Genomic DNA, 21644 nt, shown 5'->3' with positions numbered 1-21644 from the left:
GAGAGCGCCGTCAACCGAAAATCAACCATGCTGGGCCATGACTGAGGGAAGTCCTGCCCGGCTGCATGGGAAGAGAGGGACCAATCACCTGAAACCGCGCGTGTCCGGGGCACGCGCTCCCGGCATTCCGGGCCGGCCCGCCGGCCCGCCAAAGGAGAAGCGATGCGCCGTCTTGCTGCTCTGATCCTGCTTGGCGTGCTTGGCGCCTGCAGCACGGTGGACGATCTCGTCCCGGCCGGCACGCAACGCGTCACCTCCGAGGTCATCACCCAGGGCGCGGTAATGGTACGCTATCCCCGCTTCGACGATAGCGACCCGCATGACTGGGTCGCGCGCAAGCCGTGGGAACATCCGGTGCACGGCACGGATGTCTCGAAATACCAGACCTCGGTGGACTGGCGCCAGGCGCGCGCAAGCGGCATTTCCTTTGCCTTCGTCAAGGCGACCGAGGGCGGTGACCGCGTGGACGACTATTTCGCCGAGCACTGGCAGGCCACCAGGGCCGCGGGGATACCGCGCGCGGCCTATCACTTCTATTACTTCTGCCGTCCTGCCGCGGAGCAGGCGGCGTGGTTCATCCGCAACGTGCCGCGCGAGCGCAACGCGCTGCCGCCGGTGCTCGACATGGAGTGGAACCCTTCCTCGCCCACCTGCAAGCTGCGGCCCGACCCGGCGACCGTGCGCCGCGAAATGAAGACGTTCCTTCAGATCGTTGAAAAGCACTATGGCAAGAAGCCGATCATCTACACCTCGATCGATTTCTTCGACGACAACCAGCTCGCCGGCTTCCGCGACTATCCCTATTGGTTGCGCTCGGTGGCAGGGCACCCGGCAGAGCGCTATGGCAGCCATCCCTTCACCTTCTGGCAATATACCGGCACCGGCGTCGTGCCCGGCATAAGGGGCAATGCCGACATCAATGTCTTCAACGGCAACGAGGCGGCCTGGAAGAAGTGGCTGAAGGAAAACGCCGTCTGATCCCTTGCGGCCCCGGCCACCGTGCAATTGCGGCCTGATGGATACGCTTCCGTTCAAATCGACGTCAGAGCGCCCGAAACCATGAAATCCCGCTTCCATCCCGGCGCAACCGGAGGTATGGGCCGGCTGCCTGTTTTTCGCCATATCGGCGGGGCAACAGATGATACGAATTCTCGATAAGACTGGAGTGGTCACGATGGTGGCGCGATCTAAGGCACTGGCGGCGGCGCTTGCCCTATTTGTGGCTTCCCCGGCTCTGGCCCAGGAATGTGGCGGCGACTTCACCGACTGGAAGAGCGCCATGCATGCCGAGGCCGCGGCTGCCGGCGTGGGCGCCAAGGGCCTCGCCGCGCTTGACCAGGCCGAGATCGATCCCAAGGTGCTGCAACGCGACCGCGCGCAAGGCGTGTTCAGCCAGACCTTCGCCGAATTCTCAGGCCGCATGATTTCCGACTACCGGCTGAAGCATGGCGTGGCCAATCTGAAGAAATATGCCGACGTCTTTGCGCGCGCCGAGCAGGAATATGGCGTGCCCGGCCCCGTGATCGCCGCCTTCTGGGCGCTGGAAACCGATTTCGGTGCCGTGCAGGGCGACTTTCACACGCTGAGCGCGCTGGTGACGCTTTCGCATGACTGCCGCCGGCCCGACCTCTTTCGCAGGCAGATCGTGCCGCTGCTGACCCTGATCGACCGGGGCGTCCTGCCCGAAAACGTCACGGGCGCATGGGCCGGCGAGGTCGGCCAGACGCAGATCCTGCCCATCGACTATCTGAACAACGGCGTCGACGGCGACGGCGACGGCATCGTCGATCTGCGAAACAGCGTGCCGGACGTTATCATGACCACGGCCAGGAAGATCCATTCGCGGGGCTGGAAGACCGGTGAGCCCTGGCTGCAGGAAGTGCGCGTGCCCGACCAGATGCCATGGGAAGAAACCGGCCGCACCAACAAGCTGTCGATCTCCCAGCTCAACGCATGGGGCGTGACCGACCGCGACGGCAAGCCGCTTCGGGACAATGGGCTCAAGGCCGCCGTGATCCTGCCCATGGGGCACAAGGGGCCGGCCTTCATCGGCTATGACAATTACGATTTCTACCTTCAGTGGAACCAGTCGATCGTCTACACGCTGACGGCCGCGCATCTGGCCGCGCGCCTTGCCGGCGAGCCGCCCTTCGAGGGCCGCAGCCCGCAGGAAGGGCTGGTGGGCGACGCCATGAAGCAGTTGCAGCAGAAGCTGCACGACAAGGGTTATGACGTCGGCGGCATCGACGGGGTGCTCGGCACCAATACGCGCGAGGCCATCCGCCAGGAGCAGATCCGCCTTGGCCTGCCGGTCGATGGCTGGCCCACGCCCGAACTGCTGGCGAAGCTTTAAAGCTTTTTTCAGCCAGACTGAATGGTCTGGCGTCGCACGATTGCGATTGGGAAAGCCACCGGGGCAGCGGAACCGCGTTCGTCGGAATGCCCACTGCCTCGCCCTCAAATTCCAGCGCGACGGCCTCGCCTGCGCCACGCCCTGTCGCGAGACCCGTGTCCCTTTGACACGCCTGTTCTGATTGCTGCCCGCCATGCCGGCCGGCGTGGCGGCGCGCGGTCGCGCATTTTCGCGCACGTCCCCGCCCTCGACGCATCGCCACTTGCAGATAGAATTTATTGTAATTACAAATAATACCATTGCGATCCAAGGGAGAAACCAAACATGCGCGACCATGACAGCGTACCGCTGCCGGATTATCGCGAACTGGAACAGGCCGAGATGATCGCGCGCGCCGACGCGTTCTATGAGGAGATCAAGCGCCGCCACACGGTGCGCAGCTTTTCACCGCGCCCGGTGCCGCGCGAGGTCATCGAAGCCTGCATCAAGGCCGCCGGAACCGCGCCAAGCGGTGCCAATCATCAACCGTGGTTCTTCTCCGCCATCGGCGATCCGGCCACCAAGCGCGAAATCCGCGAAAAGGCCGAAATCGAGGAACGTGCCTTCTATGTGGACCGCAAGGCGGGCGAAGCCTGGCTCGACGCCCTGGCGCCGCTCGGCACCGACGAGCAAAAGCCCTATCTCGAAATCGCGCCCTGGCTGATCGGCATCTTCGCGCAACGACGCGGCGGCGTGGAAGCGGGCGAGGAGCGCAAGAACTACTACATCGCCGAATCCGTCGGCATCGCCACCGGCTTCCTCATCAATGCGCTGCACAGCAGCGGGCTGGTGACGCTGACGCACACGCCCAAGCCCATGGACTTCCTCAACAGGATCTGCGGCCGTCCCGACCACGAAAAGCCGTTCATGCTGCTGGTCGTCGGCTATCCGGCCGAAGACGCAACCGTGCCGCTGCACGCCTTGAGGAAGAAACCACTGGAGCAGATCGCGTCGTTTATCTGAGCTTGCAGGGCCGTTTCGACGGGCCCTACACCTCTTCGGCCTTCAATCCATTGGTGGTGCGGCGATACCAGCGCAGCATTTCGCGCTGGTCGGCTGACAGCGACTGGCCGGATTCGCGGCATTCCAGCGCGTGACTGGCCAGCACTTCCTCCGCCTTGTCTTCCAGCCGCGCAAGGATATCGAACAGCATCTCCCGCTCTTTGCCGTCCAGCACCTGCTCTATGTCGGTCGCCCGTTCCTGCAAAACGGCGGCAACCTTTCCATAAAGCTCCTCGCCGCTGTCGGTCAGGCAAACCAGGGCGCTGCGCTGGTCGGCAGGGTCGTTCGAAACCTCCACATAGCCGCGTTCCGCCAGCGTGGCGATACCACGGCTGATCGTGCCCGGATCGAGACGGGCCTGGTAACCGATATCGGCGGCGCGCACCGGCATATAGGCTCCGACATTGAGCAGCACGCGCAATTCGCGCAAGCCCAGATCGGTCACGGCACGCACCCGCGGATCGCGCTGGGCCTGCAAAAGGTTCACCACCACCGCAAGCCGGAACGGCAAGTGACGCTCGAGGTCCAGCGGCGCCTCGATGGCTCCGGACAAGGGGAAGGTCAGCTTGCGCCGACCGCTGGTTGATCGATCATCATCCATAGTCAACAACAACACCATAAATGGAGAACCTTGGCGAGGACTGCTTCTCGTCTTGGTTACTTACCGTGGAACCGCCGGCCTCGGCGCGCGGACGTCTCTCCCGCGCTGGCTTTGCCTTGCAGAGTGCACCGCATGCATCCTCCGGTGCAGCATGGCGAAAATCTAGGGTGACTTTCGGCAGAATCAATTGATCGTTTTTAGCGAATGATTTCCACGCTATAATGCGTTGGATCGATTGATTGGAATGAGCGAGACCATGGCCATTGCAAACTGGACTTTTAGCCATGAACGCGCCTTCCAGACCCCGCGCGACCGACGCTTCGCCGATCGCCGCCCCCGTCGATTTCGTGCCGGTGCAATCGCCGGCGCCCGGCCTGGCGGCACAGGCGCTGAAGATCCTGCCGGGTCTGGCGCTCACGGCAACCATTGCGCTGGCCGGGTTCGCGTTGCGGCACATACCGGGCGTGGCCGTGTTCAGCCCGATGATCCTCGCCATCCTCATCGGCATCGCCTTCCACAATCTGGTCGGCACGCCGGCGCTCGCCAAGGCGGGTGTCGTGTTTTCGCTGCGGCGGGTGTTGCGGCTGGCGATCATCCTGCTCGGCCTGCAACTTACGGCGGCACAGGTCGTGGAAGTGGGCGTCGCCGGCATCGCCATCATCGTGGCGACGCTGGTCGCGACCTTCATCTTCACCGTTCGCCTCGGCCGGGCAATGGGCGTGGAACCCAAGCTTGCCGAACTGATCGCGGCCGGCACCTCGATCTGCGGAGCTTCCGCCGTGATCGCCACCAATACGGTGACGCGCGCGCCCGACGAGGACGTGGCCTATGCAGTGGCCTGCGTGACCGTCTTCGGCTCGATTGCGATGTTCGCCTATCCGCTGCTGCCGGCACTGCTTGGGCTCGATACACATGCTTATGGCCTGTGGGCCGGCGCTTCGATCCACGAGATCGCGCAGGTGGTGGCGGCGGCTTTCCAGGGCGGCCAGTCGGCGGGCGAGTTCGGAACGGTGGCCAAGCTCAGCCGCGTCATGCTGCTTGCGCCCGTCGTGCTGTCGCTCGGCTTCCTGGCAACCCAGCGCGCCCGCAAGTCCGGTCAGGGCCACAGCGCGGCCAAGGCGCCCGTGCCATGGTTCGTGCTGGGCTTCATCGCGCTTGTGGCCGTCAACAGCGTGGTGACGATCCCCGCGGAAGCCAGGAGCGTGATCGTCATGGCCACGACCTTCATGCTCAGCGTGGCGCTCGCCGCCATGGGACTGGAAACCGACATCCGCAAGCTGAAGGCAAAAGGGCTGCGCCCGCTGCTGCTCGGCCTCGCGGCCTTCCTGTTCATCGCCGGTTTCAGCTTGGCGCTGATCAAGCTGGTGGGGTGACGGCGACGGCTCGGTCTCTGGAGACAACGCCCTACGTTGCCCCCTTCTGTCCTGCCGGACATCTCCCCCGCGAGGGGGGAGATCAGCTTTCATTTCCGCCTTCGCCAATCCCCAACACCGCAAATTGTGAGCCGCAGGCTACGGCCAGCGTAATCTCCCCCCGTGTGGGGGAGATGTCCGGCAGGACGGAGGGGGGTGTGACGAAACGAAACAGATTTCGGGCTTCAACCCCATATTCTCGCGGCCCGGGTGCCTGCCCATGACACTTGAACAGCTTCGCATCTTCGTCGCCGTGGCCGAGCGCGAGCATGTCACCCGCGCCGCCCGTGACCTCCACCTCACCCAATCGGCCACCAGCGCGGCGGTGGCCGCACTCGAAGCGCGGCACGCGACAAGACTGTTCAACCGCGTCGGCCGCCGCATCGAGCTGACAGAAGCCGGCCGGCTGTTCCTCGACGAAGCCCGCGCCGTGCTGGCACGTGCGGCATCGGCGGAGGCCGTTCTGGCCGATCTTGCCGGGCTGAAGCGCGGCACGCTCAATCTCGCCGCCAGCCAGACCGTCGCCAACTATTGGCTGCCGCCGTTCATGCACCGCTTCCAGACCCGCTATCCGGGCATCGCCATGCGGCTCACCATCGGCAACACCGAGCAGGTGGCCGCAAGCGTGCGCGAAGGTCTGGCCGATCTCGGCTTCGTCGAGGGCGAGATCGACGACCCTGCCCTCTCGATCACACCGGCCGCCACCGATGAGATGGTCCTCGTGGTCGGAGCCGGCCATCCATGGGCGACGCGCAATTCGCTCACGCCGGCCAATCTGCCCCACACCCGCTGGGTACTGCGCGAACCCGGCTCCGGCACCCGCGCCATGCTGGAAGAGGTGCTGGAAAGCTTCGGCATCGACCCCGCCGCACTCGACGTGGCGCTGGAGCTTTCCTCCAACGAGGCAGTACGCACCGCCGTCATTGCAGGTGCCGGAGCTGCCGTCATGTCGCGTTTCGTCACCGCGGCGGCGGTTGCGGCAGGCCGGCTGGTGCAGATGCCGCTGTCCCTGCCCAAGCGGCGGTTTCTCGCCATCCGCCACAAGGAGCGCCACCTGACCCACGCCCAGCGCGAATTTCTGGCGATGGTCGAAACAAGCGGAAACATCTGAAATCGGGTGGCGGAATCGAGGCCGGCATCCTACAGATTCGAGTGACGCGGAGAGGCAGGCGCGTCCCGGATGAGGGCCGGGCTTGCCGCGTTTCCAGCAAGGGCATCCGGGAGAAGTCGATGACAACGGTGGCCAGCGTGGCGCAGAAGGCAATGGGCGCGAAGGAATGGAGCCAGCTGCTGCTGCTCGGTGCGATCTGGGGCGGCTCCTTCTTCTTTGCGCGCATCGCCGTTGTGGAAATCCAGCCGCTGGTGCTGGTGCTCTTTCGTGTGGCAATCGCTGCTGTCGCGCTGCAGCTCTACCTGGCCATTCGCGGCCCCTCCTTCCGCATCGCTTTTTCCTATCTCGGCGCTTTCTTCGGGCTGGCGCTGCTCAACAACGTCATTCCCTTTTCGCTGATCTTCATCGGACAGACCGAACTCGGCGCCGGGCTGGCCTCCGTGCTCAACGCCACCACGCCGTTCTGGACGCTCGTGATCGCCAATTTCCTGACGAACGACGAGAAACTGACCCGCAACAAGCTCGCAGGCATCCTGCTCGGCATTGCCGGCACCGCGGTTATGATCGGCCCCAGCCTGCTTCACGCCATGGGCGGTCCGCTGTGGGCAAAGCTGGCGCTGGTCGGCGCCTCGCTTTCCTATGCCTTTGCCCTGATCTTTGCCCGCCGCTTCCGGGCGTTGCCGCCGCCTGTGGTGGCGACCGGTCAGATGACCGCCTCGACGATCATCATGATCCCGGTCGTCCTCCTGCTGCACAGGCCTTCCGGCCTGTTTTCGGCAAGCCTGCCGGTGTGGTCGGCGGTGCTGGCGCTGGCGCTGATGTCCACCGCCTTCGCCTATATCCTGTTCTTCAACCTGGTCGCCAAGGCCGGCGCCACCAACGCCTCGCTGGTGACGCTCATCGTGCCTGTGAGCGCCACGCTGCTTGGCGCGACGTTTCTCGATGAGCGGATGGAGACGCTGGAAATGATCGGCATGATGCTGATCGGCTTCGGGCTGCTTACCATCGACGGGCGGTTGCTGGCTGGTTTCCGGCGCAAAAAAGCCGGCAATCCGTCACAATTTATTCACAAGTGCTAAGGCCGATTTTGCTAAATCACCTCAAAAACTTAGCTCGAATATTGGAATGTTTTTGCGCTGATTGTGACGCAGCGCAGCACGATTTGTTCTTGCCTGTGGCCCAAACACCTCTAGACTCCGGCCCCATAGCTCAACAAGGAGGCTATTTCATGGGACTCACACGGCCAATCAACGCATTGATGATTTGTGCTGCGTTCGCTGTAATCGGCGCCCTGATTGCGGGAGTTCTTCCTTAAGCCGCCGAGCTGATGGGGGCCAGCAAGTCTGGCAACATTCGAAAGGCCGGGCCCAGCGCCCGGCCTTTCCTTTTGGCATCGGTCAGGCCGCGGCCGAACTCGGCACGGCAATGGCTGCGCCCGCACCGGCCTGCGCACGAATGCCGATCATATGGCAGATGGCGACAGAAAGGTCGGCGCGGTTCATCGTGTAGAAATGAAAATCGTCGACGCCGCGCTCGATAAGGTCCAGCACCTGCTCGGCGGCAACGGCGGCAGCCACCAGCGCGTGGGTCTGCGGGTCGTTCTGCAGCCCGTCGAAGCGCTCGGCCAGCCAGGCCGGCACATGCGCCCCTGCCCGCGCCGAGAAATTCGCGACCTGCGCGAAATTATGCACCGGCAGCACGCCTGGCACGATGGGAATGTAGATGCCCGCGCGGCGCACCCGCTCGACATAGCGCTCGTAGAGATCGTTGTCGAAGAAGAACTGGGTGATGGCGCGGGTCGCGCCATTGTCCACCTTGCGCTTGAGCATGTCGATGTCGGTGGCGAAGTCCGGGCTTTCAGGGTGCTTTTCCGGATAGGCCGAAACCGAGATGTCGAAATTGCCGGCCTTTTTCAGCGCCCCCACCAGTTCGGCGCCATTGGCATAGCCGCCCGGATGCGGCTGGTAGCAGGCGCCCACGCCCTCCACCGGATCGCCGCGCAGCGCGACGAAACGGGTAACGCCCATATCGGTGAATTCGGAAATCACCTTATCGACTTCTCCGCATGTGGCGTCCACGCAGGTCAGGTGCGCGGCCGGAAGCAGCGAGGTCTCGGTGAGGATACGCCTGACCGTGCGGGCCGTGCGCTCGCGCGTAGAACCGCCCGCGCCATAGGTCACGGAGACGAATTCCGGCTGCAGCGGCTCCAGCCGCGTCACCGTATCCCACAGGCGCGCCTCCATCTCCTCGGACTTCGGCGGGAAGAACTCGAAGGACACGCTGATCTTGCCACCGATACCGGACCGGCGCGAAAATCCGAAATTCTTCATCAGGCAGTTTCCCTTGCGTCGGCATTGGATGCGGGGTCGGCAATCAACAGGCGACGGTCCCGGCCAAGCCAGAGTTTGACGGTGAGCTTGGCTTCCGAGGCGCCGCGCGGCTCGAAATCCTGCGTTTCTTCCAGTTCGAGCCCGGCTTCCGCGAACCATTCGGCGATCTGCCGGTCGGAGAAGCCGAGGCGCATATGGGCGTGCTCCTCGCGCAGGAACTCCAGCGCGTGCGAGGCGAAATCCACGATCACCAGCCGGCCCGACGGACGCAGCAGCCGCGCCGCCTCCCGGATGGCGGCGGCGGGGTCATCCAGATAATGCAGCACCTGGTGGATGGTGATGAGATCGAAGGAATCGCGCTCCACCGGCGGCGCATAGATGTCGCCCAGCCGCACCTGCGCATTGGACACACCCGCCTTGTCGAGATTGGCGCGCGCGACCGTCAGCATCTCGCGCGACATGTCGATGCCGACGCCACGGCGATAGAGCGGCGCGAAGATTTCGAGCAGCCGGCCGGTGCCGGTGCCCAGATCGAGCATGGACTGGAAGGGGCGCTTGCCGACGAGCTTGAGCAATGCGATTTCCACAGCCTTGTCGGGCACATGCAGCGAGCGGATTTCGTCCCAGCTCGCGGCATTGGCGTCGAAATACTCTTTCGCCCGCTCCTGCCGCCGGTGCTTAACCGCCGCCAGCCGCTCCAGATCGCGCTCGACCTGCGGGTCGCCATCATGCACCCGCGATACCAGCCCCTGCACGAAATCGCGCGCGGCGTCGGAATCGGTAACGCGAAAGAAGGCCCAGGAACCCTCCTGATAGCGTTCGATCAATCCCGCCTCGAGCAACAGCTTGAGATGACGCGACACGCGCGGCTGCGACTGGTTGAGAATGTCGGTGAGGTCCGAGACCGTCAGGTCGCCACGCGAAAGCAGCGCAAGGATACGCAGGCGGCTGGATTCGGCCGCCGCCTTCAATGTATCAACAAGAGAGTCGAGGGTTACCCGCATGTTGTGACCTTCTGTAAAAAGACATAAACATATCTTTATGTGATGTTTCGTAGATTTGCAACCGGTAACGTCGCGTGCGGACCAGAATATGGCGCTGAGGTAGCAGAATGACAGTACGCACGGGCATGTTCGAGCAACGCGAGGGCGAGAAGGCGCTTGCCGAAGACCCGGCCGCCATGCCGGGCGACGGCCATATCGTGTTCATCGGCCGCATCTGCTCGCCCTGGACCGCACGCGAGGATTGCCCCAAGAACATGAGCGCCGCGCGCGCGAAAGGCGGCGGCGCAACCATCGAAATCGGTGCGGCCTATCGGCCCGGACTGCTGGGGCTTGCCCGCGCCAGCCATGTCGTGATCCTGACCTGGCTGCAGCACGCGCCGCGGAATCTGATTGTCCAGAAACCGCGCCATGCCGCTGACGCAAAAGGCGTTTTCGCCCTTCGCTCCCCCGCCCGGCCGAACCCGGTCGGCCTGCACATAGCGCGCCTGCTGACGCTCGACATGGAAGCCGGCACGCTTGCGCTCGACGCCATCGACGTGCTCGACGGCACGCCGGTGATCGACCTGAAGCCCTATATCCCCGATGTCGATGCCTATCCCGACGCCATCTTCGAACGGTCCAAATGAAGAAGGCGTCCACCGGCCGGCAACGCGCCATCGCCAAGGCGCTGACAGCGCTTCTGCCCATGGCGCCTTATGCCGACACCGAGCGCATAAGGGCCGATGCCGGCGCGCCGCACCTGAAGACGCTGCCGCCGACGATTGCCGTGTGGCTGGCGACCGTCGCGCATGTGCGCCACCAGCACACCGACTACGAAAAGCTGCTGGAGGAAGGCTACGATCGCGATTCCGCCCGCTTCTTCGTCATCGACCAGGTCAATGCCGTGCTGACGGGTTGGCGCGCGACCCGGCTTCTCGAAGCGGATGACGAGGACGGATAATCCCTCGCTATCGTCCTGCTGGCCTCATAGTCCGCGTCCGATGGAATATGGCCTGATCCGTTTCCACTCGACAGCATCGAGCCCAGAAGAGGAGGACGGAATGGACAAGCAGACGCCTTCACTGCCCGCGCTCGCCAGCCACCATGTGGACCCGCACGCCTATCCCAACGGTGTCGCCTATCTCGACGGCCAGTATGTGCCGGTTTCGCAAGCGAAGGTTTCGGTTCTGGACTACGGCTTCCTGCATTCGGACGCGACCTACGACACCGTGCATGTGTGGAACGGCCGTTTTTTCCGGCTGGACCTGCATATCGAGCGCTTCTTCGGCGGGCTGGAGCGGCTGCGCATGAGCATTCCCTACGATCGGGACGCCGTGGCAAAGATCCTGCACGATTGCGTGGCGCTCTCGGGTCATCGGTCGGCTTATGTGGAAATGCTGTGCACGCGCGGCGCTTCGCCCACCTTCAGCCGCGACCCGCGCGATGCGGTGAACCGCTTCATGGCCTTCTCCATTCCGTTCGGCTCGGTGGCCAATGCCGAACAGCTGGAGCGCGGCCTGCACGTGGCCATCAGCCACCGCATACGCATCCCGCCGGCATCGGTCGATCCGGCCATCAAGAACTATCATTGGCTTGATCTGGTGCGCGGTCTTTACGACGCCTATGACAAGGATGCCGAAACCGCTTTGCTGCTCGACTTCGACGGCAATGTCGCCGAAGGCCCCGGCTTCAACGTCTTTGCGGTCAGGGACGGCAGGCTGACGACACCTGCGACGGGCGTGCTGGCTGGCATCACGCGTCGCACCGTGTTCGATCTCTGCGCGGAACTGGGCATCGAGGCAAATGCGGGCACCGTTACCGTCACGGCGCTGCGCGAAGCCGACGAGGTGTTCATCACCTCGACGGCAGGCGGCATCATGCCGGTAACGAGGATCGACGGCCGGCCAGTGGCGGCCGGCAGGGTCGGACCCGTTACGAACCGCCTGAAGGACCTTTACTGGCAAAAGCACGAGGAGCCGGCATGGTCGTCGCCGGTGAGCTATGGCTGAAAATTACCGCCCTCAGGCGCCATAGATCCACTGTTCGGGCACGCGGATGGAAACGTCTTCGCCCTTCTCGATGCGGCCCGGCTTTTCCACCCAGACGACAAGACCGCGCAGGCGCCTGGCCACTTTCGGGAACAGGAGCGCCCCCGCATCGAGGTCGGGCATGCCCGTGCGCTCGGCGATTCGGCGGCCGGCAATGCGGCACGGTCCGTTCTGGGCATCCACTTTCAGCGTCACCCCGCCCTTGAAGAACAGCAGCGTGCCTGACGGCAGCATCGACAGATGCGGAATGCCATCCAGCAGGATGTTCGCACCGATCCATTCCGGCCTGACTTCCGCAATGCCCATGAGCGCCGCCACCTTCGCCATCTCGTCAGGCGCGATGACGGTGATCTGGCGCTCGTTGCGCATTTCGGTGCCACGCGGATACCACGGCTCACGCCCGCCGGAGCGGCGCGTGTAGCCGGCATGGTAGTCGTTGAGGATGCCCCGGAAATCCAGTTCCAGCGCATCGCAGGCATGCGTCTCGAAGTCGTCGTTTTCGGCGATGTAGACGCCTGCAACCCGCGCGGCGAGCTTTCGGGCGGGCAGGATTTCGATGTCTTTTTCCGGCAGGTCGAGGTCGAGCATGAGTGTTCCTTGCATGTGCCGCGAACATGCCGATATGCCGGCCCCGCGTCCAGCCAAAAAGCCTGATCGGTGGATGAGCGAAGGTGATCGGTGGCGAAGGGTGTCGCCAATACGTCCCCTCACCCGGCCATGCGTCGCAAGCGGGCATGGCAATCGGTATACGGCACGAACTACCCCACTCCGCCTTGCCTCGCTCGGCACCTCTCCCCCCGTTGAGGGGAGAGGTGGTTTGCGAAGCAAGCCGGGGGTCGAATTCCAGATGCGATCGCTGTCCCGGACGCCCGGCCCGCCGCCTACATCATCCTGAGCAGCGCGCCGCCGATGGAATAGCCCGCGCCGAAGGCGCAGAGCAGGCCATAGTCGCCCGGCTTCATGTCGGCGTGGTTTTCCTGCATGGCGATCACCGCACCGGCGCCGGCCGTATTGCCCAGCCGCTCCAGCACCATCGGCGCGCGGTCGTGGCCGACCTCGTGCCCGAAAGCCAGTTTCAGGATCATCGCATTCATGCGCGCATTGGCCTGATGCAGCCAGAAGCGGCGGATGTCGTCCGGCGTCTGCCCGTGCTCGGCAAGGAACCCGACGATGAAGCGATGGCCGGCCACGGTGACGTCCTTGAACACCTTGTTGCCGACCTGCCTGATCATATTGCCTTCGAGGTCGATCATGTAGGGATCTGCCTGGGCCGTGCGGGTGAGATAGCCGAGATTGGTACGGATATTGCTGGAAAGCTGCGTCCACAGCCGCGTGTCCAGCACCTCGAAACAGCCCGGCCGCGTCTCATCGTCCCCGATCGCCTCCACCACCATCGAGGCGGAAGCGTCGCCGAAGATGAAATGGGTCTGGCGGTCGCGGAAATTGAGATGACCGGTGATGACCTCCGGGGTCGAAACCAGCACGCGCTTCTGCGCGCCCGAGCGCACCAGATTGACCGCCACATGCAGGCCGGCCGCAGCCGATGAGCAGCCGAGCCCCATGTCGAAGCCCGCGCCCTGCGTGCCCATGGCCTCCTGCATCTCGATGGCGAGCGCCGGATAGGGACGCTGATGATGCGAAGCCGAACAGATGATCAGGTCCACGTCGGCCGGCTCCACGCCCGCATGGGCCAGCGCCTTGCGGGCAGAGGCGATGCCGAACTCCGCCTCCACCGACACTTCCTCGTCCGGCCGCTCAGGGATGCGCGGCGCCATGCGCGTCGGGTCGAGAATACCTTCGCGTTCGACCACATGGCGTGTCCTGATGCCCGAGGCATGGACGATGAAATCGGCGTCGGATTTGGCCAGCAGGTCCTGGCCTCGCTGCGCGCGCTGCGCGTTTTCCGCGTCTACCCAGGCGTTGTAGCTCGCAACCAGCTCTTCATTGGTGATGCTGGCCTCGGGAATTTCGACGCCGATGCCGCTGATGATGACGCGTTGCATGTGATGATTGTCCCGTGCGCCTGGCCTGGACGATCTTTCCGCGCACGTCGTTCAAGATCGTCGATTCAAAAACACTGTTGCCGTGCAGCAGTTTACGTCAGCTTAACCAACCGCGCCAAGGCCGCCTACCTCCGCTGCGCCACCATGAAGAGGCGCGGGAAGCGCAACAACACCTTGCCATTCGTCGCCGGCGGATATGTGGCGGCGATGCGCCCGGTGTAGGCGGCAAGAAAGGCCTTCTGCTCGTCTTCGTCAAGCGGGTCGATGAAAGGTTTCAGGCCGGTGCCCTTCACCCACTCCACAATCGCCCCGGCATCGACCAGCGGATGATTGTAGATCGTGTGCCAGATATCGACGCGCGCCGACAGCGGCGCAAGCAGGTCGTAGTAGGACACGACCGGCGGCAGAGGCTTGCGCGCGGCGCTCGCGATCTTGTCGGCGAAAGGCATTGCGGCCGCCGTCTCGCGCATCGCCACATGCGACGGCTCGCCGATATTGTCGGGCATCTGCACGGCAAGAAAGCCGCCGGGCCGCAGCAGGCCAAGCAGTCGCGCCAGCACCCGCTGATGGTTGGGCAGCCACTGGAAGACGGCGTTGGCGAAAATGACGTCCACCGGCTCTTCGGGCGACCAGCTTTCGGCATCGGCGATCCGGAAATCCACGCCGGGAAGCCGCTTGCGCGCCTCCTCGATCATGGCAGGCGACGTATCGAAGCCCGACACCTTTGCTTCCGGCCACCGCGCCGCCAGAAGCTCGGTCGAGTTGCCCGGCCCGCAGCCGATGTCCACCACGTGGCGAGGGTTTTCTAGCGGCACCTGCGCGAGCAGGTCGCGCGCGGGCCGTGTCCGCTCATCCTCGAATTTCAGATATTGCGAAGCCGACCAGTCTTTCATCGGTGCAATCCTCCGGCGGGGCGATCCTGTGAAAACGCCCCGCCGGTTGCCTGGCGGGGCGTTTTGTGGAAGCAGATCAGCGGGTCAGCCGCTTATAGGTCATCCGGTGCGGGGTCAGCGCATCGGGGCCGAGACGGCGCACCTTGTCCTTCTCATAGTCCTCGAAGTTGCCTTCGAACCACTCGACATGGCTGTCGCCTTCGAAAGCCAGGATATGCGTGGCCAGGCGGTCGAGGAACATACGGTCGTGGGAGATGATGACGGCGCAGCCGGCGTAGTTTTCCAGCGCGTCTTCGAGTGCGGCAAGCGTCTCGGTGTCGAGGTCGTTGGTCGGCTCGTCGAGCAGCAGCACGTTGCCGCCGTTCTTCAGCATCTTGGCCAGGTGCACGCGGTTGCGCTGACCGCCTGAGAGGTTGCCCACCTTCTGCTGCTGGTCGCCGCCGCGGAAGTTGAACGACGAGCAGTAAGCGCGTGTATTGGCTTCGAATTTGCCGAGCTTGACCACTTCGGCGCCGCCGGAAATCTCTTCCCAGACGGTCTTGTTCGGATCGAGCGCGTCGCGGCTCTGGTCGACATAGCCGAGCTTGACCGTCTCGCCGACGCGGATCGAGCCGGAATCGGGCTTCTCCTGGCCGGTGATCATCTTGAACAGCGTGGTCTTGCCGGCGCCGTTCGGGCCGATGACGCCGACGATGCCGCCGGGCGGCAGCTTGAACGACAGGTCCTCGATCAGCAGCTCGTCGCCGAAGCCCTTGTTGATGCTCTCGACCTCGATGACGACATTGCCCAGGCGTTCGCCATGCGGAATGACGATCTGCGTGTCGCTCGGACGACGGCTGTCGGCCTGCTCCAGCAGCTCCTCGAATGCCTTGATACGTGCCTTGGACTTGGTCTGGCGGGCCTTGGGGCTCGACGCGATCCACTCGCGCTCGCGGGAAATGGCGCGCTGGCGCGCGTCGTCCTCGCGACCTTCCTGCTTGAGCCGCTTGGCCTTGGCTTCCAGATAGGCGGTGTAGTTGCCCTCGTAGGGAATGCCGCGGCCACGGTCGAGTTCGAGAATCCAGCCGGTGACGTTGTCGAGGAAGTAGCGGTCGTGGGTGATGAGCAGCACCGCGCCCTTGTAGGCGCGCAGGTGCTTTTCAAGCCACGCCGTGGTCTCGGCGTCGAGGTGGTTGGTCGGCTCGTCGAGCAGCAACAGGTCGGGCTCTTCCAGCAGCAGGCGGCACAGCGCCACGCGGCGGCGTTCACCGCCCGACAGGTTGGTCACATCCGCATCCTTGGGCGGGCAGGCCAGCGCGTCCATGGCCATCTCGACCTGCTGTTCGAGATCCCACAGGTTCAGGCGGTCCATCTCGTCCTGCAGATGCGCAGACTCCTCCGCCGTTTCGTCGGAGTAGTTCATCATCAGCTCGTTGTAGCGCTCGATGATGGCCGTCTTCTTCTTCACGCCGTCCATGACGTTCTCGAACACGGTCTTTTCCGAATCCAGATGTGGCTCCTGTGCGAGATAGCCGACCGTCGCGCCTTCCGCGAGCCAGGCTTCGCCGGTCCACTCCTTGTCCAGGCCGGCCATGATCTTGAGGATCGTCGACTTACCGGCGCCGTTGGGGCCCAGGATACCGATCTTGGCGTCCGGATAGAACGAAAGGTGGATGTTCTCGAGGACTTTCTTGGCACCATAGGCCTTGGACAGCCCGGCCATGTGATAAATGAATTGGCGTGCCACGCGCGCTTATCCCATGAATTGATTGTGTGGATTGGGTTCTTCAGGTTGGCCGCTATGTAGGCGATACTGGCTCAAACGGCAAATGCTTTCGGCTCGTCCTTTTACGGGTCGGCGAGACGTGCCCAAACATTCGCGCCGGTCCCGGCTGGTTACGGGGAAATCTTGATTTCTACCGCCAGTCTTGATTTGATGCCGTCGGAAACCTCTCCGGCATGAGAGTCGCGTAGAAAGAACAAGGTTTCCGGAAAGCAAAATTTAACCATATTTGTCCATTTTTTGTCGATCACTCGTTCAAGATGGGGACAATCGGAAGTCACGCATCTGCGGTCGCTTGTCGGCCTGAGTACCTGTGCGGGATTGCCGGTTTGATTACGCGTTGATGAGTACGACCCTTTGTGCAAAGTCCTTGCGGCGCTTGTTGCGTCCGCTGTTGATTACTGCTTTCGGCACCGCTTTTGCGGGCACGGCAGCGTGGTCGATGGCCGGAATGGTTGCGATGGGCAGTTCCATGGCACTCGGTTCCGACAATTTCCTGCCAAAACCGCGGCTCTATGCCGCCAGGGATGTGGAGGCGCGGCAGTCGATTGAGCCCGCCGCCGGCAAGGAGTCGCGGCTGATCGCCAAAACCACGCAGCCGGTTGTTACCGCAAGCCTCGCTGCCGACACGGGGAAAGCCGCCCGCCATCCCGTCGCCAGAGGCGATGCGCGCGCCGACGCCACGGCGCGCTTCGACGCCATCGTCAAGCAGGCCGATCTGACATCAGCGAAACTCGCCGCCCTGTTCGATCGTTCCGCGAAATCGCGCAATCTGACCGCGAAGGCTCATGCGCCCACGCCCGAACGATTTGCATCGCTGCCCACCATCTCCACCGTTCAACCGCAGATCATGCTGGCCTATGCCGATCCCACTCCGGGTGCGGCAGGCGCCGCCCTCTCGGCCCTGCTGACGCCGAAATCGGAAGACGGTCTCGCCGCATCGCAAGGCGAGGATACCGGCGAGAGCATCATCGCGCTGCCCACATTCGAGGACACGCCGTCCGATGCTCCGCTGCCGGGAATTCGCGCCGGCAACGATGTGGCTGCAAGACCCGATGGTGAAACGGCGAAGCCCGATGCCCGCCAGGCCGAAAAGCCGGCGCGCACCGAGGAACGCCAAACACAGAAGCCGCAAGCGCTCGCTTATGCGCGCCCCAACGATCCGGTTGAAAAAAGAGGCGGCGGCGGACTTGGCCAGACGCTGCGCAACCTGTTCGGCGGCGGCACCAGGGCCGGCAATGGCGTGGCCGTCTACGACATCAGCGCCGCCAAGGTCTATATGCCCGATGGCAGTGTGCTGGAGGCGCATTCCGGCGTCGGCAAGATGGCCGACAATCCGCGCTACGCGAATGTAAAGATGAACGGACCAACGCCGCCGCACACCTACAATCTCAAGATGCGTGAATCGCGCTTCCACGGCGTCGAAGCGATCCGCATGCTGCCCGCCGACGGCAAGAACAAATATGGCCGGGACGGCTTCCTCACCCACAGTTACCTGCTGCGCGGCAGGCCGGGTGAATCGCATGGCTGCGTCGCCTTCAAGGACTATGACCGCTTCCTGAACGCCTTCAAGAAAGGCAAGGTCAAGCAGATCATCGTGGTGCCGAGCGGCGGCCGCGGCACCATGCTTGCTTCCAACGGCAACAGCACCTGACTGCCGCCAACGTCCCGCCGTCCCGAGCGGGACGGCGGTTGTTTTTCAGCGTCGCGCCAGGATCTGGCCCTGGATCGCTCTAATCACGCCGGTATCTGCGGTCGTCCCGATGCTTTCGGTGCCAGCCGTCACGATACTGCGGCCGATGCCATCTGTGCTCCCGATAGGGACGCCACTGATGTTCCCAATGAGGGCGGCCCCACCCGTATCGATAGTGGGGTCTGGCCTGCCAGCGGTTTGGCACGCACCTGCCCCAGCGGTTCAGATGCCAGCCTCGCCCGCAACCATCGCGAACATTGATGATCGGTAGGCTTTCACCCGGAAGCTGAACCGCAGGCATGGCTTCGGCTTTTGTTGAAAAGCCCGATGCCGCGCCAAAGCCGCCCACGATGAGCGCGGCAGCTACAAGAAATTTCCGGAACATGCGAATACTCCCAATCATCCCTTCCCCAGCAAAACGGAAAGGCGGGGGCAACGGTTCCTGAGGCGCGGATCAAGTGTTGTTGCCGATGGTGACGGCACGTGGCCTGAACGGGCAAGCGGACCGGCAGCTCACGCCTTGATGCGCCAGCCCGTGCGGAAAATCCACCAGATGGTGACGAGGCAGATCGCCAGGAACACCAGCGTCATGCCGAGGCTGATGCCGATATTGACGTCCGAAATGCCGAAGAAGCTCCAGCGGAAGCCGCTGACCAGATAAACCACCGGGTTGAAGAGCGACACCTTCTGCCAGAGGGGCGGCAGCATATCGATGGAGTAGAAGGCCCCGCCAAGGAAGGTCAGCGGCGTCACGACCAGCAGCGGCACGAGCTGGAGCTGCTCGAAATTGCCGGCCCAGATGCCGATGATGAAGCCGAACAGGCTGAAGGTGATCGCCGTCAGAAGCAGGAATGCCACCATCCAGACCGGATGCTCAATATGCAGTGGGACGAACAGCGAGGCCGTGGCCAGAATGATGAGGCCGAGCAGCGTGGATTTCGTCGCCGCGGCACCGACATAGGCGACCACGATCTCCAGATAGGACACCGGCGCCGAAAGCAGCTCATAGATCGTGCCGACGAATTTCGGGAAATAGATGCCGAAGGAGGCGTTGGAGATGCTCTGCGTCAGCAGCGAAAGCATGATCAGCCCCGGCACGATGAAGGCGCCGTAGCTCACGCCATTGATTTCGCTGATGCGCGAGCCGATGGCCGCGCCGAACACCACGAAGTAGAGAGAGGTGGAGATAACCGGCGAGACGATGCTTTGCAGGAGCGTGCGCCAGGTGCGTGCCATCTCGAACAGATAGATCGCGCGGATCGCATAAAAATTCATCGCTGCTTCCTCACCAGATTGACGAATATCTCTTCCAGCGAGCTCTGCTTGGTCTGCAGGTCGCGGAAGCGGATGCCGGCGTCGTTAAGGTCCTTCAACAGCCCGGTGATGCCGGTGCGTTCGCCCTGGGTATCGTAGGTATAGACCAGTTCGTGGCCGCCCTCGGCCAGTTCCAGCCCCTGGCTGGCCAGTTCGGGCGGCAGGGTTTCGAGCGGGTTCTGGAGCTGAAGCGTGAGTTGCTTGCGGCCCAGCTTGCGCATCAGCTCCGCTTTCTCCTCCACCAGTATGATCTCGCCATGGCTGATGACGCCGACCCGGTCGGCCATCTGCTCGGCTTCCTCGATGTAATGCGTGGTCAGGATGATGGTGACGCCGGTTTCACGCAGGCGGCGCACCACCTCCCACATGTCACGGCGAAGCTCGACATCTACACCCGCGGTCGGCTCATCGAGGAACAGGATCTGCGGCTCGTGCGACAGCGCCTTGGCAATCATCACACGCCGCTTCATGCCGCCCGACAGCGTGATGATCTTGTTGTCCTTCTTGTCCCAAAGCGAAAGGTCCTTCAGCACCTTTTCCACATGGGCGGGATTGGCCGGCTTGCCGAACAACCCCCGGCTGAAGCTGACGGTCGCCCAGACGGTCTCGAAGGCGTCGGTCGTCAGTTCCTGCGGCACCAGCCCGATGCGCGAGCGCGCCGCGCGATAGTCCTTAACGATGTCATGCCCTTCGGCCAGCACCGTTCCGGAGGACGGGTTGACGATGCCGCAGATAATGCTGATCAGCGTCGTCTTGCCCGCGCCATTTGGCCCAAGCAGCGCGAAAATCTCGCCGTGCTTTATTTCGAGATCGATGCTCTTCAGCGCCGTGAAACCCGACGCATAGGTTTTCGATAGATTGGAAACGGAGATGGCCGGTTGCATGGCGAGAAGCTTTTTATGGTTGGCGAGAACGCGTTTACAGCAAATCAAAACGCGAAAGGACAGTCGGGTGGAGGAAGCCTTGGCAATATATGGGCTCGGCTGCGGCATACAAGACGGGGGCCGCCTGCTCCTGACACCGCCATCCTCTTGACGCGCGCATTCTCCGCCGCAAGAGTCGGCGCCGGGGCAGAGGGAAGCTGGTGCCGTTCGACAGACAGATGTTTTTCCGGACGCCGACCGGCGCGCAAGTCAATCTCTACAGCCGCAAGGCCAAGGGAAGGCCGCGCGGCGTTCTGCAGATAAATCATGGGTTGGCGGAACATGCCGGACGCTATTCGCGCCTTGCCGATTTCATGAGCGCACGCGGATTCCACACCTACGCCCACGACCATCGCGGCCACGGCTACACGACCGCACCCGGCACGATCCGCGGCATGTTCGGCGCCATCGACGGCGCGAGGCTGGTGCTGGAGGACGTTGCCGCCATTCACACGCGCATTCGCGAAGAGAACCCGGACCTTCCGGTCATTGTCTTCGGCCATTCGATGGGCGGCATCATCGCGCTCAACCATATGCTGCGTCGGCCGCAGGATGCGAAGGCAGTAGCCATCTGGAACGCGAATGTCTCGGCCGGTCTTCCGGGGCGACTGGCGCAGGCCCTGCTTGCCTATGAGCGCTTTCGCATGGGCTCCGACGTGCCGTCACGCCTTCTGCCGAAACTCACCTTTCAGGCATGGGCAAGGAAGATGCCGCAGCGGCGCACCGACTTCGACTGGCTGTCGCGTGACGAAAACGAAGTCGACCGCTATGTCGCCGATCCGCTCTGCGGCTGGGACGCGACCGTGTCGATGTGGCAGGACATCTTCGAGATGATCTTTCATGCGGCCGCCGACCACGACTTCGCCGCGCTGCCGCGCGACCTGCCGTTTCATCTGGTCGGCGGCGCCGAGGACCCGGCGACGGACGGCGGCAAGGCCGTCACCAACCTTGCCGCGCGGCTCGACCGGATGGGCTTTTCGAATCTGTTTGCAAAGGTTTACGATGAAACCCGCCACGAAAGCCTGAACGAGTTGAATCGGGACATCATCATGGCCCGTTTCGCCGACTGGGCCGACTGGGTGGTGACAAAACATCCCTGATCGCGACTGGCACACCGCATCGGCCGTGACATGGCCGGGTGATTGTTGCTACAGCATCTGTGTCAATTGCTTCCCGG

Annotated in this window: 22 protein-coding genes; 11 read left to right on the top strand and 11 right to left on the bottom strand. The window is 63.4% G+C overall.

Annotated elements, in window-relative coordinates:
* Nucleotides 1–162 precede the first annotated feature (162 nt).
* From C7441_RS11405 to C7441_RS11395, 3 genes are all read left to right on the top strand, one after another.
* Nucleotides 163–978, top strand: coding sequence for a glycoside hydrolase family 25 protein (locus C7441_RS11405; RefSeq protein ID WP_109612974.1), 816 nt, complete (start codon nucleotides 163–165; stop codon nucleotides 976–978).
* Between the two features lie 196 nt (nucleotides 979–1174).
* Nucleotides 1175–2353: a lytic murein transglycosylase gene (locus C7441_RS11400; RefSeq protein WP_109612973.1), complete on the top strand. Its 1179-nt coding sequence runs from the start codon at nucleotides 1175–1177 to the stop codon at nucleotides 2351–2353.
* Between the two features lie 324 nt (nucleotides 2354–2677).
* On the top strand, nucleotides 2678–3355 hold the full coding sequence (locus C7441_RS11395; RefSeq protein WP_109612972.1) for a nitroreductase family protein: 678 nt from the start codon (nucleotides 2678–2680) through the stop codon (nucleotides 3353–3355).
* Between the two features lie 25 nt (nucleotides 3356–3380).
* Here C7441_RS11395 and C7441_RS11390 read toward each other — a convergent pair whose 3' ends face one another.
* Nucleotides 3381–3995, bottom strand: a complete 615-nt coding sequence (locus tag C7441_RS11390; protein WP_244916126.1) for a MarR family winged helix-turn-helix transcriptional regulator — start codon at nucleotides 3993–3995, stop codon at nucleotides 3381–3383.
* Nucleotides 3996–4393: 398 nt separating this feature from the next.
* On the opposite strand from C7441_RS11390, the gene C7441_RS11385 reads away from it, so the two are divergent.
* The 3 genes from C7441_RS11385 to C7441_RS11370 all read left to right on the top strand — a co-directional run bounded on the left by C7441_RS11385 (nucleotide 4394) and on the right by C7441_RS11370 (nucleotide 7597).
* Nucleotides 4394–5368 (top strand): YeiH family protein, encoded by a 975-nt coding sequence (locus C7441_RS11385; RefSeq protein ID WP_210205634.1) that lies wholly within the window; start codon nucleotides 4394–4396, stop codon nucleotides 5366–5368.
* A 259-nt stretch (nucleotides 5369–5627) separates the two neighbouring features.
* On the top strand, nucleotides 5628–6518 hold the full coding sequence (locus tag C7441_RS11375) for a LysR family transcriptional regulator (protein WP_109612970.1): 891 nt from the start codon (nucleotides 5628–5630) through the stop codon (nucleotides 6516–6518).
* A 119-nt stretch (nucleotides 6519–6637) separates the two neighbouring features.
* Nucleotides 6638–7597, top strand: a complete 960-nt coding sequence (locus tag C7441_RS11370; protein ID WP_109612969.1) for a DMT family transporter — start codon at nucleotides 6638–6640, stop codon at nucleotides 7595–7597.
* Nucleotides 7598–7915: 318 nt separating this feature from the next.
* Here C7441_RS11370 and metF read toward each other — a convergent pair whose 3' ends face one another.
* Nucleotides 7916–8848 (bottom strand): methylenetetrahydrofolate reductase [NAD(P)H], encoded by a 933-nt coding sequence (metF, locus tag C7441_RS11365; RefSeq protein WP_109612968.1) that lies wholly within the window; start codon nucleotides 8846–8848, stop codon nucleotides 7916–7918.
* Nucleotides 8848–9852: an ArsR/SmtB family transcription factor gene (locus C7441_RS11360; protein WP_026060241.1), complete on the bottom strand. Its 1005-nt coding sequence runs from the start codon at nucleotides 9850–9852 to the stop codon at nucleotides 8848–8850. The genes metF and C7441_RS11360 overlap by 1 nt, the downstream gene beginning before the upstream one ends.
* 107 nt (nucleotides 9853–9959) lie before the next feature.
* On the opposite strand from C7441_RS11360, the gene tsaA reads away from it, so the two are divergent.
* From tsaA to C7441_RS11345, 3 genes are all read left to right on the top strand, one after another.
* Nucleotides 9960–10478, top strand: a complete 519-nt coding sequence (gene tsaA, locus C7441_RS11355; protein WP_244916123.1) for a tRNA (N6-threonylcarbamoyladenosine(37)-N6)-methyltransferase TrmO — start codon at nucleotides 9960–9962, stop codon at nucleotides 10476–10478.
* Nucleotides 10475–10792 (top strand): DUF2293 domain-containing protein, encoded by a 318-nt coding sequence (locus C7441_RS11350; RefSeq protein ID WP_109612966.1) that lies wholly within the window; start codon nucleotides 10475–10477, stop codon nucleotides 10790–10792. The genes tsaA and C7441_RS11350 overlap by 4 nt, the downstream gene beginning before the upstream one ends.
* Before the next feature lie 100 nt (nucleotides 10793–10892).
* Nucleotides 10893–11840 (top strand): aminotransferase class IV, encoded by a 948-nt coding sequence (locus C7441_RS11345; protein WP_109613084.1) that lies wholly within the window; start codon nucleotides 10893–10895, stop codon nucleotides 11838–11840.
* 12 nt (nucleotides 11841–11852) lie between these two features.
* Here the strand turns inward: C7441_RS11345 and C7441_RS11340 are convergent, their stop codons facing one another.
* From C7441_RS11340 to C7441_RS24050, 5 genes are all read right to left on the bottom strand, one after another.
* Nucleotides 11853–12467, bottom strand: a complete 615-nt coding sequence (locus C7441_RS11340) for an MOSC domain-containing protein (RefSeq protein WP_109612965.1) — start codon at nucleotides 12465–12467, stop codon at nucleotides 11853–11855.
* A gap of 293 nt (nucleotides 12468–12760) precedes the next feature.
* Nucleotides 12761–13882 carry a beta-ketoacyl-ACP synthase III gene (locus C7441_RS11335; protein WP_019171468.1) on the bottom strand — a complete coding sequence of 374 codons (1122 nt, stop codon included), beginning with the start codon at nucleotides 13880–13882 and terminating at the stop codon, nucleotides 12761–12763.
* Nucleotides 13883–14007: 125 nt separating this feature from the next.
* On the bottom strand, nucleotides 14008–14775 hold the full coding sequence (tam, locus tag C7441_RS11330) for a trans-aconitate 2-methyltransferase (protein WP_109612964.1): 768 nt from the start codon (nucleotides 14773–14775) through the stop codon (nucleotides 14008–14010).
* A gap of 76 nt (nucleotides 14776–14851) precedes the next feature.
* Nucleotides 14852–16501, bottom strand: a complete 1650-nt coding sequence (gene ettA, locus C7441_RS11325; RefSeq protein ID WP_026060240.1) for an energy-dependent translational throttle protein EttA — start codon at nucleotides 16499–16501, stop codon at nucleotides 14852–14854.
* Between the two features lie 369 nt (nucleotides 16502–16870).
* Nucleotides 16871–17011: a hypothetical protein gene (locus C7441_RS24050; RefSeq protein WP_019171465.1), complete on the bottom strand. Its 141-nt coding sequence runs from the start codon at nucleotides 17009–17011 to the stop codon at nucleotides 16871–16873.
* On the opposite strand from C7441_RS24050, the gene C7441_RS11320 reads away from it, so the two are divergent.
* Nucleotides 17010–18191, top strand: a complete 1182-nt coding sequence (locus C7441_RS11320; RefSeq protein ID WP_109612963.1) for a tlde1 domain-containing protein — start codon at nucleotides 17010–17012, stop codon at nucleotides 18189–18191. The two genes, C7441_RS24050 and C7441_RS11320, sit on opposite strands and share 2 nt — an antisense overlap.
* A 79-nt stretch (nucleotides 18192–18270) precedes the next feature.
* Here the strand turns inward: C7441_RS11320 and C7441_RS24595 are convergent, their stop codons facing one another.
* From C7441_RS24595 to C7441_RS11310, 3 genes are all read right to left on the bottom strand, one after another.
* Nucleotides 18271–18531: a GCG_CRPN prefix-to-repeats domain-containing protein gene (locus tag C7441_RS24595; RefSeq protein ID WP_425326582.1), complete on the bottom strand. Its 261-nt coding sequence runs from the start codon at nucleotides 18529–18531 to the stop codon at nucleotides 18271–18273.
* A gap of 212 nt (nucleotides 18532–18743) precedes the next feature.
* Entirely contained in the window at nucleotides 18744–19505 is a 762-nt protein-coding gene (locus C7441_RS11315) for an ABC transporter permease (RefSeq protein ID WP_019171463.1), read from the bottom strand.
* Nucleotides 19502–20428, bottom strand: coding sequence for an ABC transporter ATP-binding protein (locus C7441_RS11310; RefSeq protein WP_109612962.1), 927 nt, complete (start codon nucleotides 20426–20428; stop codon nucleotides 19502–19504). The genes C7441_RS11315 and C7441_RS11310 overlap by 4 nt, the downstream gene beginning before the upstream one ends.
* 200 nt (nucleotides 20429–20628) lie before the next feature.
* Between C7441_RS11310 and C7441_RS11305 the strand changes: the two genes are divergently transcribed.
* Nucleotides 20629–21567: an alpha/beta fold hydrolase gene (locus C7441_RS11305; protein ID WP_170125090.1), complete on the top strand. Its 939-nt coding sequence runs from the start codon at nucleotides 20629–20631 to the stop codon at nucleotides 21565–21567.
* Nucleotides 21568–21644: the final 77 nt, after the last annotated feature.

It is taken from the genome of Pseudaminobacter salicylatoxidans (assembly GCF_003148475.1).
Taxonomy (GTDB): domain Bacteria; phylum Pseudomonadota; class Alphaproteobacteria; order Rhizobiales; family Rhizobiaceae; genus Pseudaminobacter; species Pseudaminobacter salicylatoxidans.
This window is presented reverse-complemented; position numbering and strand designations above follow the sequence as displayed.

What these genes read in the sequence shown, in the direction of transcription:
- C7441_RS11405 (WP_109612974.1), top strand. Translation starts at nt 163, where the DNA reads ATGCGCCGTCTTGCTGCTCTGATCCTGCTTGGCGTGCTTGGCGCCTGC.
- C7441_RS11400 (WP_109612973.1), top strand. Translation starts at nt 1,175, where the DNA reads ATGGTGGCGCGATCTAAGGCACTGGCGGCGGCGCTTGCCCTATTTGTG.
- C7441_RS11395 (WP_109612972.1), top strand. Translation starts at nt 2,678, where the DNA reads ATGCGCGACCATGACAGCGTACCGCTGCCGGATTATCGCGAACTGGAA.
- C7441_RS11390 (WP_244916126.1), bottom strand. Translation starts at nt 3,995, where the DNA reads ATGGATGATGATCGATCAACCAGCGGTCGGCGCAAGCTGACCTTCCCC.
- C7441_RS11375 (WP_109612970.1), top strand. Translation starts at nt 5,628, where the DNA reads ATGACACTTGAACAGCTTCGCATCTTCGTCGCCGTGGCCGAGCGCGAG.
- C7441_RS11370 (WP_109612969.1), top strand. Translation starts at nt 6,638, where the DNA reads ATGACAACGGTGGCCAGCGTGGCGCAGAAGGCAATGGGCGCGAAGGAA.
- metF (WP_109612968.1), bottom strand. Translation starts at nt 8,848, where the DNA reads ATGAAGAATTTCGGATTTTCGCGCCGGTCCGGTATCGGTGGCAAGATC.
- C7441_RS11360 (WP_026060241.1), bottom strand. Translation starts at nt 9,852, where the DNA reads ATGCGGGTAACCCTCGACTCTCTTGTTGATACATTGAAGGCGGCGGCC.
- tsaA (WP_244916123.1), top strand. Translation starts at nt 9,960, where the DNA reads ATGACAGTACGCACGGGCATGTTCGAGCAACGCGAGGGCGAGAAGGCG.
- C7441_RS11350 (WP_109612966.1), top strand. Translation starts at nt 10,475, where the DNA reads ATGAAGAAGGCGTCCACCGGCCGGCAACGCGCCATCGCCAAGGCGCTG.
- C7441_RS11345 (WP_109613084.1), top strand. Translation starts at nt 10,893, where the DNA reads ATGGACAAGCAGACGCCTTCACTGCCCGCGCTCGCCAGCCACCATGTG.
- C7441_RS11340 (WP_109612965.1), bottom strand. Translation starts at nt 12,467, where the DNA reads ATGCTCGACCTCGACCTGCCGGAAAAAGACATCGAAATCCTGCCCGCC.
- C7441_RS11335 (WP_019171468.1), bottom strand. Translation starts at nt 13,882, where the DNA reads ATGCAACGCGTCATCATCAGCGGCATCGGCGTCGAAATTCCCGAGGCC.
- tam (WP_109612964.1), bottom strand. Translation starts at nt 14,775, where the DNA reads ATGAAAGACTGGTCGGCTTCGCAATATCTGAAATTCGAGGATGAGCGG.
- C7441_RS11320 (WP_109612963.1), top strand. Translation starts at nt 17,010, where the DNA reads ATGGCACTCGGTTCCGACAATTTCCTGCCAAAACCGCGGCTCTATGCC.
- C7441_RS24050 (WP_019171465.1), bottom strand. Translation starts at nt 17,011, where the DNA reads ATGGAACTGCCCATCGCAACCATTCCGGCCATCGACCACGCTGCCGTG.
- C7441_RS24595 (WP_425326582.1), bottom strand. Translation starts at nt 18,531, where the DNA reads ATGCCTGCGGTTCAGCTTCCGGGTGAAAGCCTACCGATCATCAATGTT.
- C7441_RS11315 (WP_019171463.1), bottom strand. Translation starts at nt 19,505, where the DNA reads ATGAATTTTTATGCGATCCGCGCGATCTATCTGTTCGAGATGGCACGC.
- C7441_RS11310 (WP_109612962.1), bottom strand. Translation starts at nt 20,428, where the DNA reads ATGCAACCGGCCATCTCCGTTTCCAATCTATCGAAAACCTATGCGTCG.